The 14,254-nt window shown below is 28.1% G+C and carries 15 protein-coding genes; 9 read left to right on the top strand and 6 right to left on the bottom strand.

Annotated elements, in window-relative coordinates; translation table 11 throughout:
• Positions 1-19 precede the first annotated feature (19 nt).
• The 7 genes from HW276_RS04885 (at position 20) to HW276_RS04855 (ending at position 6,145) form a co-directional block, all read left to right on the top strand.
• Positions 20-820 (top strand): type III pantothenate kinase, encoded by an 801-nt coding sequence (locus HW276_RS04885; protein ID WP_178937630.1) that lies wholly within the window; start codon positions 20-22, stop codon positions 818-820.
• A gap of 22 nt (positions 821-842) precedes the next feature.
• The gene (locus tag HW276_RS04880; RefSeq protein WP_178937629.1) at positions 843-1,724 is read left to right on the top strand and encodes a triacylglycerol lipase; all 882 of its coding nucleotides are present in this window, start codon (positions 843-845) and stop codon (positions 1,722-1,724) included.
• Positions 1,724-2,557, top strand: a complete 834-nt coding sequence (locus tag HW276_RS04875; RefSeq protein WP_178937628.1) for a phospholipase D-like domain-containing protein — start codon at positions 1,724-1,726, stop codon at positions 2,555-2,557. The genes HW276_RS04880 and HW276_RS04875 overlap by 1 nt, the downstream gene beginning before the upstream one ends.
• A gap of 308 nt (positions 2,558-2,865) precedes the next feature.
• The gene (locus HW276_RS04870) at positions 2,866-3,303 is read left to right on the top strand and encodes a hypothetical protein (RefSeq protein WP_178937627.1); all 438 of its coding nucleotides are present in this window, start codon (positions 2,866-2,868) and stop codon (positions 3,301-3,303) included.
• 1 nt (position 3,304) lies between these two features.
• On the top strand, positions 3,305-4,489 hold the full coding sequence (locus HW276_RS04865; RefSeq protein ID WP_178937626.1) for a tetratricopeptide repeat protein: 1,185 nt from the start codon (positions 3,305-3,307) through the stop codon (positions 4,487-4,489).
• A 41-nt stretch (positions 4,490-4,530) separates the two neighbouring features.
• On the top strand, positions 4,531-4,947 hold the full coding sequence (locus HW276_RS04860) for a hypothetical protein (protein ID WP_178937625.1): 417 nt from the start codon (positions 4,531-4,533) through the stop codon (positions 4,945-4,947).
• Position 4,948: 1 nt separating this feature from the next.
• Positions 4,949-6,145 carry a tetratricopeptide repeat protein gene (locus HW276_RS04855; RefSeq protein WP_178937624.1) on the top strand — a complete coding sequence of 399 codons (1,197 nt, stop codon included), beginning with the start codon at positions 4,949-4,951 and terminating at the stop codon, positions 6,143-6,145.
• 153 nt (positions 6,146-6,298) lie between these two features.
• Here HW276_RS04855 and HW276_RS04850 read toward each other — a convergent pair whose 3' ends face one another.
• The 6 genes from HW276_RS04850 to HW276_RS04825 form a co-directional block, all read right to left on the bottom strand.
• Entirely contained in the window at positions 6,299-7,030 is a 732-nt protein-coding gene (locus tag HW276_RS04850; protein WP_178937623.1) for an OmpA family protein, read from the bottom strand.
• Positions 7,031-7,054: 24 nt separating this feature from the next.
• Complete coding sequence (locus tag HW276_RS04845) at positions 7,055-7,576, bottom strand: hypothetical protein (RefSeq protein WP_178937622.1); 522 nt, start codon at positions 7,574-7,576, stop codon at positions 7,055-7,057.
• A gap of 221 nt (positions 7,577-7,797) precedes the next feature.
• Positions 7,798-8,070 (bottom strand): type II toxin-antitoxin system YafQ family toxin, encoded by a 273-nt coding sequence (locus HW276_RS04840; protein WP_197735163.1) that lies wholly within the window; start codon positions 8,068-8,070, stop codon positions 7,798-7,800.
• Positions 8,063-8,338, bottom strand: coding sequence for a type II toxin-antitoxin system RelB/DinJ family antitoxin (locus HW276_RS04835; RefSeq protein ID WP_147003420.1), 276 nt, complete (start codon positions 8,336-8,338; stop codon positions 8,063-8,065). The genes HW276_RS04840 and HW276_RS04835 overlap by 8 nt, the downstream gene beginning before the upstream one ends.
• A 106-nt stretch (positions 8,339-8,444) precedes the next feature.
• Positions 8,445-10,274, bottom strand: coding sequence for an oligoendopeptidase F (pepF, locus tag HW276_RS04830; RefSeq protein ID WP_178937621.1), 1,830 nt, complete (start codon positions 10,272-10,274; stop codon positions 8,445-8,447).
• Between the two features lie 216 nt (positions 10,275-10,490).
• Positions 10,491-12,191 (bottom strand): AAA family ATPase, encoded by a 1,701-nt coding sequence (locus HW276_RS04825; protein WP_178937620.1) that lies wholly within the window; start codon positions 12,189-12,191, stop codon positions 10,491-10,493.
• Positions 12,192-12,358: 167 nt separating this feature from the next.
• Between HW276_RS04825 and argH the strand changes: the two genes are divergently transcribed.
• Together argH and HW276_RS04815 are read left to right on the top strand one after the other, a co-directional pair.
• Positions 12,359-13,738 carry an argininosuccinate lyase gene (gene argH / locus HW276_RS04820; RefSeq protein WP_178937619.1) on the top strand — a complete coding sequence of 460 codons (1,380 nt, stop codon included), beginning with the start codon at positions 12,359-12,361 and terminating at the stop codon, positions 13,736-13,738.
• A 34-nt stretch (positions 13,739-13,772) separates the two neighbouring features.
• Positions 13,773-14,246: a GNAT family N-acetyltransferase gene (locus HW276_RS04815; RefSeq protein WP_178937618.1), complete on the top strand. Its 474-nt coding sequence runs from the start codon at positions 13,773-13,775 to the stop codon at positions 14,244-14,246.
• Positions 14,247-14,254: the final 8 nt, after the last annotated feature.

Genomic DNA, 14,254 nt, shown 5'->3' with positions numbered 1-14,254 from the left:
TATAGAAAGGAAAAAAATTATGATTTTAGGATTTGATATTGGAAATACACATATTGTACCAATTTTTTATAACGAAGATGGAAATATTTTAGAAACATTTAGAATACCGACACATTTGGAATTTACCGAAGATACTCTTTTTATAATGTTAAACGAATTTGCAAAAAGCAAAAATCTGGAAATTTCAAATATAAAAAATATTATAGTTTCATCGGTTGTTCCAAATATTAATGAAAACTTTACAAGGCTTGGAAAAAAATATTTTGAAATTGATCCAACTTTTGTAACGCTTGACAATGTAGAAAATAAAATAAAAGAAATAAAAATCTTGCCAAATATGGAACGTGGGCTTGGAGCAGACAGAATTGTCGATATTTTAGCGGTAAAAAAACTTTATCCAGAAAAGGAACTTTTAATAATTGACTTTGGAACAGCCACAACCTTTGACATGATAAAGGATTCAACTTATATGGGTGGATGCATTATTCCAGGAATTGCACTTTCGATAAATGCCCTGTTTAGCAATACTGCCGCTTTGCCTAAAATCGAATTTACAGAGCCTGAAACTGTTCTGGGAATAAATACAGCTTCTCAAATTAATGCTGGTATCTTTTATGGAAATGTTGGCTCAATAAAAGAACTAATTCTGCAATATAAAAAGTTTTTCCCAAATGCTTATGTTATCGCAACTGGCGGGCAAGGAGAAAAAATTTCAGAATATATTAAACAAATTGATGAATATGTTCCAAAACTTGGAGAAATGGGGATTTTTGAATTTTATCGACTTAATTTTTTAAAGGAAAATAGTGACGGAATATGATGAAAAGGAATAACCGTAAAAAATGAAAGAAATAATGAAAGATATATTAATTGGTTCAACATTTAAGGCAGCTGAAATTGTTATAGCAAAAAATATCATAGCAAAACTTCTCTATCACGAATATAAAGTTAAAATCTATTATAAAAAGAATGATGATTCTCGGAAAAATCAGGATTTTTTGGTACTTCTTCATGGTATTTATGGAAAAAGTTCAGATATGGAAAGCATCGCTCAAAATTTTAAGGACAATTACAGGATTATTAATATTCAGTATCCCACAACAAAAGAAACTGCTGAGGAAATTTCTGATCTTTATATAGAGCCAAATATTGAAAATATTAAAGAGCAGATTTTCTCAGAAAATTTTCATAAAAAAATAGGAAATCAATATTATGAAATAGCTGAAAACAGTAATAAAATAAACAAAAATTTTAATCAAAATATAAAAATTAATTTTGTGGCACATTCGATGGGAACTGGAATCCTTCGGTATTATTTAAAGGAAAATCCACTTGAAAATCTAGGAAAAGTCGTATTTATTTCTCCACCATCACACGGAAGTCATCTGGCAGACGTTCCTTTTGTAGATAAACTCCCATCTATGCTTGGAAAAGTCGTTCCCCAATTTAGCACAAAAAAAGACAGTTTTGTAAATCAGCTTGGCGAGCCTGATTACGACTATATGATTTTAATTGGAAATAAAACAAATAATCCGCTGTATTCGATGATAATTCGTGGAAAAGACGACGGGATGGTGCCTTTAAAAACTGCAAAAATGAAATCTGATAATTTCAAAATTATTGAAAATACGACTCACACCAGTATTCTAAAGGATAAACGAACGATGAAGGAAATTTCTGAATTTTTCAAAAGTTCAGATCTAAATAAAGAGAAGGAAAAATAATGAAAAAAACTACAACAAAACGAACAAATAATTCAACAAAAAAAACTGTAAAAACAAAAACTGAAAGAAAAAAAAGCATCCCAAAATTTGAACAATCTTTTTTAGAAGGAATTTCCTGTGATATTTATGTTGGGAAAAAGGCTGGAATTAGTGTTAGAAATGCAATACGGAAAGCTAAAAAATCAATTACGGTAATTTCTCCCTTTTTAAGCGGGGATATGATAACTGAAGATATTTTTGAGGCATTAAACAAAGATGTTCAAGTAAACATTATTTCAAAAGATAATGAAAGAATTTATCCCTTCTTAAAAAAGAATTTATATAGCCAAAATCCTATTTTAGGTTCTGAAAAATGGTTGTTTCTTTTTGGAAAATCCCTATTAATATTTTTTTATATTATTTTATCCATCGCAGCGTTAGAAATCTTTACATCCTTTATTTTCGATGTTTCCTTTACAAAAAATATACTCCCAATTTCCAAAAATAATTTTTTAGCGCTTACCATTATTTTTGGAATATTAACCCTTTTTTTAAGAAAACTAACAATAAACCACGAATTTTACTACTCAAAACGAGATAATTTCAATGTACATATTCTTGAAAAAAGCTGCAATCTTCATAGTAAAATCTACATAATCGACAGCAAAATTGCCTTTTTAGGCTCTTTAAACTTTACTACTACAGGCTTTCTCTTTAATCACGAAACTTGTATAAGAATAACCGATAAATCTGTAATCAGACATTTAAATAATGTTTATAAGGATTTGATAAAAACTTCCAAGCCTATTCTATTAGGAGAATTGAAAAAAAGAATAAATCAAAAATACAAATAATATTTTATTTTTTAAATGACAAGGGGATTTTACCCCCTTGTTAAGTAAATTTCCAACAAATCTAATATCTAGGGTGTATAATAGACAAAATCCAGAAATAGAAAGTGTCTTTTTAGGAAGTCTGTTTTCGCCTTCAAATAGAAATTTCATAAGAAGTGTGGTATACGAGGAGTATTATACACTGAATTGCAAACAGGGGTAGGAGCAAAAACATTTGCTCTTGCAGAGTCTACAAAATCTTTATTTGAAAATTCTGATGAAGGCATGATGCTAATAAAAAAAGTATAGCAAGGGAATCAGGAATACAGATGTATGATTTTACTAAAGAAACGGTAGGAAATATAGAAACTGCTGGCTTTATAAGTAAAGGAATTTTTGAAGCAGATATGTTTTTGAAAAACCAAAAACTTGATAAAAAAATTAGTCAAAATAACATAAAATTAAAAAATTTAGAAAGAATTGAAAATAATACATTTAAAGATGCTATAGTTCAAATTAAAAAATATAAAACAAATAAAAATAATGATGAATTAAGTAATAAAAAATTTAAAAACTTTACATTTATTTCAGATAGAGTTGAAGATATTGAAAAAAAAATAAATAACGATCCTAAAAATAGTGTAAAAAAAATAGTTATAAAAGAAATAAAAACTAGTATTCCTTCAGACTGGCTAAGCTACCGTTCACAGATAGAATATTCAAAACAACCATTTTTAACAGATATAGAAATAAAAGGAGTTAAATAAAATGTTTAAAATAATAATACTGATAATACTATCATTAGCAACAATAAGTTGTGAAAAACCTGAACCCCAAGAAAAAACTTATACAATAGTATTAAATAAAGAAGAATACGAAAAAAGAGTTGCTGAAATAGAAAATGAAATTAATAATAAAAACTATAAAAAAGCTGAAGAAATGCTACTGGAAATAGCCAAATATAATAAAGCGGCATATGTAAAAATAGCGACTATGTACTATGAGGCAGGAAAAACAGCTGAAAGTGAAAAATGGTTTAAAATAGCATACGATGAAGGAAATAAAGAAGTAGCAGGCAGTCTGGGAGATATTTATTCTGAAAGAAGAGAATATGGAAAAGCAGAACAATATTACCGAGAATACATTAAATTAGGAAATTTAGAAGGGTATAAGAATTTAGGATATATGTTTGAAAGACAAGGGAAAATAGATGAAGCAACAAAACTTTATATAGAAGGAGCAAAATCGAAAGATGCACATTCGATATACTCTTTAGTAAGGATATATTATTTAAAAAATGATATAAAAAATGTAAATTACTGGAAGGATAAATTATTGAATGATACTGAAGTTATTGATTTTGACTCTGATATGGAAAAATATTTGAATTATTTGAATGGAAGTGAAAAAGAAAGAAAAATAGCAGATCTGTATATGAAATCAGGAAAGAATATAATAATAAAAAATTTTTCTGAAGCTGAAAAGGAAGAAAAAGAAAGTGTAAAATATTCCCGAGATGAATTAGTGAATTTAGCAGGATTTTATAGTTTGTATGGAGATAAATTTGTTGGAAAAAGATTGTTTAAAGAAGCATATGAGAAAGGACTGAAAAATTCTATTTACTATATGGGAGTTATCGAATTTGAGGAAGGAAATATTGAAAAAGCGAATGAATATTTTAAGGAGTCGGCAATAAAGGAAAATAGGGCTGAGGCACAGATAGGCTATGCGGATAAGTTGAAGGAAGAAGGAAATATTGAGGAAGCGGTTAAATGGTATAAAAAGGCTGCTGAACAAAAGGAAGCGGGGGCATTAATAGAGTTATGTTCCTACTATTTGAACAAACGTGATATTGAAAAAGCGAATGAAATGGTAAGGAGATTAAAAACAACGAAGGGATTAAAAAATTATACTTTGGAGTATAAAAAATTTGCACATGAATATAAGGAATAAATAAATTTTTAAAAATTATATTTGAAATAAGGATGGAGAGAATGAAAGTAAATAACTATATCTACACTGATTCAGAAATAATAAAAAATAATGAAGACATCTTGAATACAAATGAAAGTACAGGATATTATGAAATATCTTTAAAAGATGATAATTCATTATTGATTTTAAAAAAAGTTGATGAGAAAGCAGAGAAAAATATTCCAGATAATAATTTTAGTATTTCTTTTTATAATAAACTTAAAGAATATTTTAATCCATTGGAAATAATACTGGAAGATAAAAAGTTTTATGTAGTAAATAAAGATGTTTTTTTAAAAAAGTTAAATGAGAAAACTTTTGATTATTTTAGAAAATATCCAACTAAAATTGAAATTGTTAATAAAATACTTTGTTCACAGATAGAATATTCAAAACAACCATTTTTTACAGATATAGAAATAAAAGGAGTTAAATAAAATGTTAAAAAAAACAATAATACTATTATTATTATCATTAACAACAATAAGTTGTGAAAAACCTGAACCCCAAGAAAAAACTTATACAATAGTATTAAATAAAGAAGAATACGAAAAAAGAGTTGCTGAAATAGAAAATGAAATTAATAATAAAAACTATAAAAAAGCTGAAGAAATGCTACTGGAAATAGCCAAATATAATAAAGCGGCATATGTAAAAATAGCGACTATGTACTATGAAGTAGGAAAAACAGCTGAAAGTGAAAAATGGTTTAAAATAGCATACGATGAAGGTAATAAAGAAGTATCAGGTAGTCTGGGAGATATTTATTCTGAAAGAAGAGAATATGAAAAAGCAGAACAATATTACAGAGAATATATTAAATTAGGAAATTTAGAAGGATATAGGAATTTAGGATATATGCTTGAAAAATTAGGGAGAACAGAGGAAGCAATAAAACTTTATACAGAAGGAGCTAAGTTAAAGAATACAGATTCGATATATTCTTTAGTAAGAATATATTATTTAAAAAATGATATGCAAAATATGAATTATTGGAAGAATAGATTATTAAATGATACTGAAGTTATTAATCTTAACTCTAATATAGAGAAATATTTGAATTATTTGAATGGAAATGAAAACGAAAGAAAAATAGCAGATTTGTATATGAAATCAGCACAAAATATGATAATGAAAAATTTTTCTGAAGCTGAAAAGGAACAAAAGAAAATGGTAGAATATTCTCAAGATGAATTAGTAACTTTGGCACGATTTTATGATGTATTTGGCGATAAAGCTGTTGGGAAAAAATTATTTAAAGAAGCGTATGATAAAGGATTGAAAGACGCTATTTATTACATGGGAGTTATCGAATTTGAGGAAGGGAATATTGAAAAAGCGAGGGAATATTTTAAAGAATCAGCAATAAAGGAAAATAGAGCTGAGGCACAGATAGAATATGCGGATAAGTTGAAGGAAGAAGGAAATATTGAAGAGGCGGTTAAATGGTATAAAAAGGCTGCTAAACAAAAGGAAGCGAAAGCATTGATAAAACTATGTTCCTATTATTTGGACAAACGTGATATTAAAAAAGCGAATGAAATGGTAAGGAGATTAAAAACAACGAAGGGATTAAAAAATTATACTTTAGAGTACAAAAAATTTGCACATGAATATAAGGAAATGAAAGAATAAATAAATTTTTTAGAAATCATAAATTATAAAAATAAGGATGGGAATAATGAAAATAAATAATTATATCTACACTGATTCAGAAATAATAAAAAATAATGAAGATATATTGAATACAAATGAAAATACAGGATATTAGAGAGTGTCCAGATAACACTATTCATCTTTTAACTGATTCAATAATTTTTCAATATCAATTTTCTTAACTTCCCCAGTTTTTAACAAAATTTCAACACGACGGTTATTGTATCTTCCAATTTCTGTATCATTCGTATCAATTGGATTTTCAGATCCTTTTCCGATCATTTTAGTAATTTTTATATCTTTTCTCAATCCATTTTGTTTCAGAAATTCTGCCATTTTTTCAGCTCTCAATAAAGATAATTTATTTTTATTATTCTCAGTTTTATCAGCATATCCAACAATTTCAAATTCTTCATTTTCAAAAAAGATATTTAAAATATATTCTATTTCTTTTCTAATTTCCTGTTTTTCTGTTTCAGTTACTTCTTCTTTATCAACAGGAAATCCGCTTATTACCATTTTTTCTATTTTTCCATCTTTCTCTACAAATCTAATCGTTGTCCAATTTTCACATATCGACCTTTCAGGACATAATTTCGGAAGTTTATTTGCTATTTCAAGATTTTTACTAGCAATTTCAGAACCATTTTTTATTGCCAATCTATAATATTCTTTTGCCTTAGGAATATTTCGAGAATTTTTATCTTTTGCATACAAATTCCCTAGATTATTAATTGCTTTTTTATCTCCATTTTTTATTTTTTCTTCCAATTTCTCCACTTTTTGAAAAAACTCATCATACGGTGTATTTGAAAATAAATTAAATTCTAAAATTATTGTGAAAAGTAAAATTATTTTTTTCATTTAAATTTATCCTTTCTTAATAGGTTAAAAATTCAACGGTTCTGTTTTCATTACCTTTCCCCATTCATTCAATCCGAGAGGCTTTTCTTTGGAATCTTTAAAAAAGGCATAGATATATTTATGTTGCTCTTCTGTTAAAAATACTAATTTCCCGTCATTTCCACCTGATATTAAATAAATTTTTTCATTTATTCCCTTTTTTTCAAGTTCTTTATTTATAGCATGTGCTATTCTCATAGGAGCTTCTCCCCATCCACTTTTTTTAAAATTTTTAAAAATTTCATACTCTGTGCCATTAATTTTAATTTGGGTGCTTAATCCTTTTTCATCATCCCATTCTTCTGAAAAACTGCCAATTTTTATTTTAACTCCAAATTTTTCAAATGAAGGTTGTAGATCATTTATCAAATCTGGTATTCCATCCCCTTCAAAAACTGTTTCCCCATCACAAAAATAAAATCTATAATCTTTTGCTACATTTGTATTTTCATCCCATAACGTAGTTAATGTTCCTTCACTTCCATATTTTCTTATCATCTCTAACATTTCTTTCTTTAAAGAAGGAGCATCTTCTTTTTTAGCATACTTAAAATATCCTAATTCATCGAGTTTATTAACAAACTCTTCAGCTGTATGTTCTGAATTTGATTTTGCCTTTATTTTGTATAATTTAACAACTATTATAATTAAAATTATAATAATTAAAACAAAAAATATTTTTTCATAAAAAATCTACTCCTTCATAATATCAAAAACTCAGAACCATACTAAAACAGTTCTGAGTGTGAACCTAAACGAGATAATGATAAAACTAAAATATCATCATAATATTTATATATTAATAACCAATCAGGTTCAATATGGCATTCTCTAAATCCTTTGTAATTACTGATTAATGCATGATCTTTATATTTAATGTCTAATACTTTCTTTTCAGCTAAAATATCAACGATTTTAAATAATTTATTAATATTTTTTCCTTGCTTTTTGGCTAATTTCAATTCTTTCTTGAATTGTCTTGTAAATTTAATTTTATACACCAAGTGCCTCTCTCAACTCCTCTATACTGTCATATCCCTTTACACTATCATCTCTTGCAATTCTATCAGCTTCTCTCATTGCTTCTAAAGTCACTTCATTTGGCTCTTCTTCCAATTTCAATTCAAAAGGAATTCTATTTTCTCTAATTGCAGTTTTTAAGAACATATTTACTGCAGTTGTCATTGTCAAGCCAAATTTGTTAAATAATTCGTTCGCTTTTTCTTTTGTTTCTTTATCAACTCTAATACTTAAATTTGTATTTGCCATAACAAATACCTCCTTTTTTATTCATTATACCATTTTTAATTACATTGTCAATACAACGTTATACAAAAAAATAAATATTTTCTTTTCTATAAATTTCATTATTTTTCTACAACTTTCCAATCTCTGCTTCCAATTTATCCAACAGCAAGTCAAACTGCCTTGCCACAGCCTCGATCGTTTCAATCTTCGACAAGTCAACTCCTGCCTTTTTAAGCTGTTCCATTGGAAAGTCATTTCCTCCTGAGCTTAATAATTGAATGTATTTGTCTAGTGTTTGTTTTTTCTCGCTTTCATCACTTGAATTTATCATTTTTTCATATAAAATCGCTGATGAGGCAAAGCAAGTTGCATATTGATACACGTAAAATGGCGAGTTGAAAAAGTGTGGAACTCTTGCCCAGAAAATATAGATTAAATCATCTTTTTCAATTATGTCGCCGTAATATTTGTCAAACAAGTCTTCCGTAATTTTGCTCAAAACTTCCGCTGTAATCGGCTCTCCAGCTTCTGCCAGCTTGTGTGCCTGATATTCATAATCTGCTAGCAATGCCTGAAAATAGAATGTCCCAACAATATTTCCAATTTCCTGCTCCAATAGTGCGATTCTTTCTTTTGGATCATTGGTATTTTCTAGCATATAGTCAAGCAGTAATCTTTCGTTAAATGTGGAAGCCACTTCCGCTACGAAAATTGTGTAGTCTGCCATCGAGAAAGGCTGATTTTCATCTGAATAAAGAGTGTGCAAGGTATGTCCCAGTTCGTGTGCCAATGTGAATACGCTGTCTAAAGTCTTGTTGTAATTCAGAAGCATATATGGATGAACTCCGTAAACTCCTGCAGAATAAGCTCCCGTTCTTTTCCCTTTCGCTTCAAATACATCCAGCCAGCCTTCTGAAATCGCTTTTTTCATTTTTTCTACATAATCTTTTCCAAGCGGAGCAACTGAATTTAACACTATTTCCTTCGCATCATCATACTCGTATTCCTTGTCAAATTCTATTAGGTTAATTGAGCCGTCAAAATTATAGTATTTTTCAAGTCCTAAAATTTTCTTTCTCAATTTTAAATATCTTTGCAACGGTTTTGTATTATTTTTCGCCGTATTGACAAGATTTAAGTAAATTTCTTCTGGAATATTGTCGCTTTCCAGATGGCTTAACAAAAATGAATCATAATTGTAGGCCTTCTTTGAAGCAATTCCTTTTTGCAAAATTGAATTATAAATTGCAGCAATTGTATTTTTTTTCTTTTCATAAATTGTATAAAACGTCTGAAACATCAGTTTTCTGTCTTCCTGATTTCTATTTGTAGACAAAATTTTAGAATAATTGGCAGGCGTTACATCCACTTTTTCTCCAGAACTAAGCGTAACTTGAGGCCATTCCACATCCGTAACCGTAACTTCCGAATAAATGCTTCTTGGTGCTGAAAAAAATGAGCTGTAGTACGATAGCAATTTGCTTTCCTTTTCCTCCAGAATATGCTTTTGCAATCTAAATAAATTTTTTAGCCCAAATCTATAATCATCAAATTCTTTTTTTTCAATCCATTTTTCAATATTCTCACGATTATCAACCAGTTCCGAATTTACCCAAGACAATTCAGTAGAAATCTCCGCAAACAAAAACTGAACTTTTTGCAAATGCTCTACAGCTTCCTTGTCTGATGAATTTAAATCTCTTGCAAGCTGTGGATATCTATACAATTTATATGAAATTTTATCCATCTCCTCCTGTTTTTGAAAAAATTCCAGCAATTTGCCTTCATTCCCAAATTGCCCTTTAAATTTAGCCAATTCCCTTTTCAATTCTCCAACTTTCTCAAAATCTTTTTCCCAAGCTGGATAATTTTCATAAATATCCGATAAATTCCATTTATATTCTTGCCCTATATTATCTCTTTTAAATTCTTTCTTTTCCATCTTATTTTTTTCCATTTCATTCTTCCTTTCAAAAAATTAATACAAACATAGTATACCTTTTTTCCAAAAATTTTAAAAGATATTTCCCCAAATTTATTCTATTTTATTTTTTTATTTTTTATTTCTATTAGACCTGTCCGATAACCTAACTTTTACTATTTAATTAGAAATCAAGATTCCTTACTTCAGAATATTTGTTTTATCAAATTCTAACGAATAATTCTAATAAATTCATTCTCTTCTAAATTTTATCTCAAATTCTTTTCCTAAAAATGCAATCCCAATTTTCAACATTCTCTCGATCCCAGCATTTTTCAAAATAGAGCCATATTCTTTCTCATCAATTTGATTCAATGCAATTTCACATTCATTTTCAAGTTTTGCTTTAATTTTATCTTTGTCTAATTTTTTTGCCACATTTAAAGCTTTTAATTCGATAATAATTCCTTCTTTTCCTTTCAAAATATTTTTAGGCTTCAAAAGCAAATCATATCGTCCTTTTCCAGCAAAACCATTCGATACGATTTCATACTCATTTTTCAACATTAAAACTAATCCAAGCATAAGTCCGTGATAAAATTGCTCTTTATAATTTCCATTAACATCAAAAACTCCAGCATTTTCTAACAAAACTTTATTCAACTCTAATTTAAATTTATCAATATCTCCTTTTTTTAATGCATTAGTCAAAGACCAAAAATTTTCATAATTTTCAAAATATATTTCAATAAACATTTCAGAGAACATTTTTAAGATTTCCTCATTTGGAATTTTCAAATATGTTTCTTCTTTATTTTCCTCGTATTCTTCTGCCAAAGTTAAATATCCACTATGAAAAAACAAATTCCAAATATTCTTTTCAAAATTAGCTTCCAAATTTCCAAAAGTCATATTATCATTAATTCGTTTGAAAATACTTTCCTTATTTAAAAGTTTTGAAAAATCTTCAAAAATTTCATTTTTTAATTTTTGTAAATACAACTTTATAAGTCCATTTCCACTTGTATTCACCCAATAGGGCTTCAATTTTCCTCTTTTTAAAAAATTAATAATCGACCAAGGATTATAAACTTTTCTGTTGCCAAATAAATAACCATTATACCACTTTTGAACATCATCCAATTCATATTCCAGCTCAAAATCTTTAAGAGAATTCTCTACTTCATTTTCCATAACTCCAAAATATTCTGTAAATTCACTATCCAAAATTGTGTGAACTTCTAAATTATTCAATCCCGAAAAAATATTCTCTTTTGCAACTCTTAATATCCCCGTCATAACTCCCATCTCTAAGTATTCATTATCTTTTAAAACTAATCCATAAAAACTTTTAAAAAAACTGATAGCCTTGTCATAATAACCTTTTACATAAGAATCTATTATTGGCTGATCATATTCATCTATTAACACCACAACTTTTTTCCCATAATATTCATATAAATATTTTGACAAATTGATAAGCGATGCCTCCCATTCTACTGAATCTAATCCCCTTCGCACAGAATTAAATTCTTCAATTTCAATCTCATCCATTTTTTCAGTTAAAAATTTATAATCTGAATATAATCTTTTTACAATTCCTTTGATAGCCTTGAATCCATTTTCCCAGTTTTCTTCTTCATAATTTCTAAATGAAATAGAAATTACTGGATAATTCCCTTGTTTTTCAAAATATTCACTTTTAGAAATTTCTAAATTTTCAAATAACTTTTTATTTTCATATTTATTTTTAACATTAAAAAAATATTTTAACATTGAAATATTTAATGTCTTTCCGAATCTTCTTGGGCGAGTAAATAATTTAACTTTAGAACCATCTTCCAAAATATTTTCTATAAATTTTGTCTTATCAAAATAATAGTAATTATTTTCAATGACATCCTTGAAATCAGATATTCCAACTGGTAATTTTACTTTCTTATTACTTCTCATATTTGATTTCCTCCCTTTTTTCTTTATACAATTATATCATATCTGTATAATAAAACAAAAACTTATATTTTTTAATTATTTAAATTTATTTTTTTAGGCTTTTAAATATTCTTCTTTTTTGTTATAATATTAGCAAAAATAACACTTTGGAAAGGAAAAAATAAAATATGAAAAAAATGTGGGAAGGACGGTTTCATAAGGAAACTAATAAATTATTAGAAAAATTTAATGCATCTATTACTTTTGACAAAAGAATGTATGAAGAGGATATTACTGGGAGCATTGCACATAGCAGAATGCTTGCTAAGCAAGGGATTATTGCAGAAGGTGAGCAAAAGGAAATTGAAAATGGGCTGCTTCAAATAAAGGATGAAATTAAAAATGGAAAATTTGAATTTAAGATTGAAGATGAAGATATTCACATGTCAATTGAAAAGAGATTGACTCAAATTATTGGGTCTGTGGCTGGAAAACTGCATACTGCCAGAAGCCGTAATGACCAAGTGGCTCTTGATGTACGTATGTATGTGCGAAAAGAAGCACGAGAAATTTCAAAATTGCTTGTGAAAATGGAAAATGTACTATTAGAACTTGCTGAAAAATATAAAAATGTTATTATTCCAGGATATACGCATTTACAAAGGGCTCAGCCTATTTTGTTCTCTCATCACTTGATGGCTTATTTTCAAATGTTTAAAAGGGATATTTCACGAATTGAAGACTTTTTAGAAAGAAGTGATGAAATGCCACTTGGAGCAGGAGCTTTGGCTGGAACTACTTTTGACTTAGACAGACATTTTGTTGCAAAAGAGCTTGGATTTTCAAAGCCAACTGAAAACAGCTTAGATTCTGTAAGCGACAGGGATTTTATAATTGAACTTGCGATGATTATTTCTGTGATTTCAATGCACTTATCAAGATTTTCAGAAGAAATTATTATTTGGTGCACTTCTGAATTTTCCTTTATAAATCTTGATGATGCCTTTGCAACTGGATCTTCGATTATGCCACAGAAAAAGAATCCTGACATTGCTGAACTTGTAAGAGGAAAAACAGGCAGAATTTATGGAAATCTTATGGGAATTCTAACTACAATGAAGGCACTTCCGCTAGCCTACAATAAAGATATGCAAGAAGATAAGGAAGGAATTTTTGATTCTATTGACAATATTAAATTATCAATTGAAATTTTTTACTTAATGCTTAACACTGTTACTGTAAATGACGAGAAGATTTACACTTCTATGAAATCTGGTTTTCTAAATGCAACAGATGTAGCCGATTATTTGGCAAAACACGATGTTCCATTTAGACAGGCTCATAAAATTGTTGGAGAAATTGTATCCTACTGTGAAGATAAGAAAATTGCAATTGATGATATGAAACTTGAAGAATTTCATAAATTTTCAGATGTTTTCAAAGATGACATCCTTTCTGAAATCACAATCGAAAATTGTGTAAACAAAAGAAATTCTTTCGGTGGAACTTCAATAAAAAATATTGAAATGCAAATTGAAAATGGGAAAAAATTTCTACAAGCTCTTTAAATTTAAAAACACATAGGAGGGAAATTTTATTGCAATGAAGGAAATTAGACCAGCACAAGAAAAAGACATTCCTAAAATTGAAAATCTGCTAGAACAAATCTTATTAGTTCATCACAAAGACCGTCCAGATATTTTCAAGGCAACTGGCAAAAAATATAATGCTCAGGAACTTACACAAATGTTAAATGATCCTAGCAGACCGATATTTGTAGCAGCAGATGAAAATGATAATGTAATCGGCTATGTTTTCTGCATTTTTAAACAGAAAATAAATCATAGTGTATTAACTGATGTAAAAACATTATTTATAGATGACCTTTGTGTTGATGAGGGTATACGTGGTCAAAATATCGGGAAAAAACTTTATGATTTTGCATTGAACTTTGCAAAAAAGGAAGGATGTTATAATTTAACATTGGATGCTTGGGCTGATAATACTGGGGCTGTTCGATTTTATGAAAAATTGGGAATGAAAGTTCAAAAATACGTTTTTGAAGAGATTTTATAATTTTATTT

Origin of the sequence: Leptotrichia sp. oral taxon 417, assembly GCF_013394865.1 — a bacterium.
GTDB classification, from domain to species: Bacteria; Fusobacteriota; Fusobacteriia; order Fusobacteriales; family Leptotrichiaceae; genus Leptotrichia; species Leptotrichia wadei_A.
The sequence above is the reverse complement of the archived record's forward strand: the minus strand, read 5'-3'. Positions and strand labels throughout refer to the sequence as shown.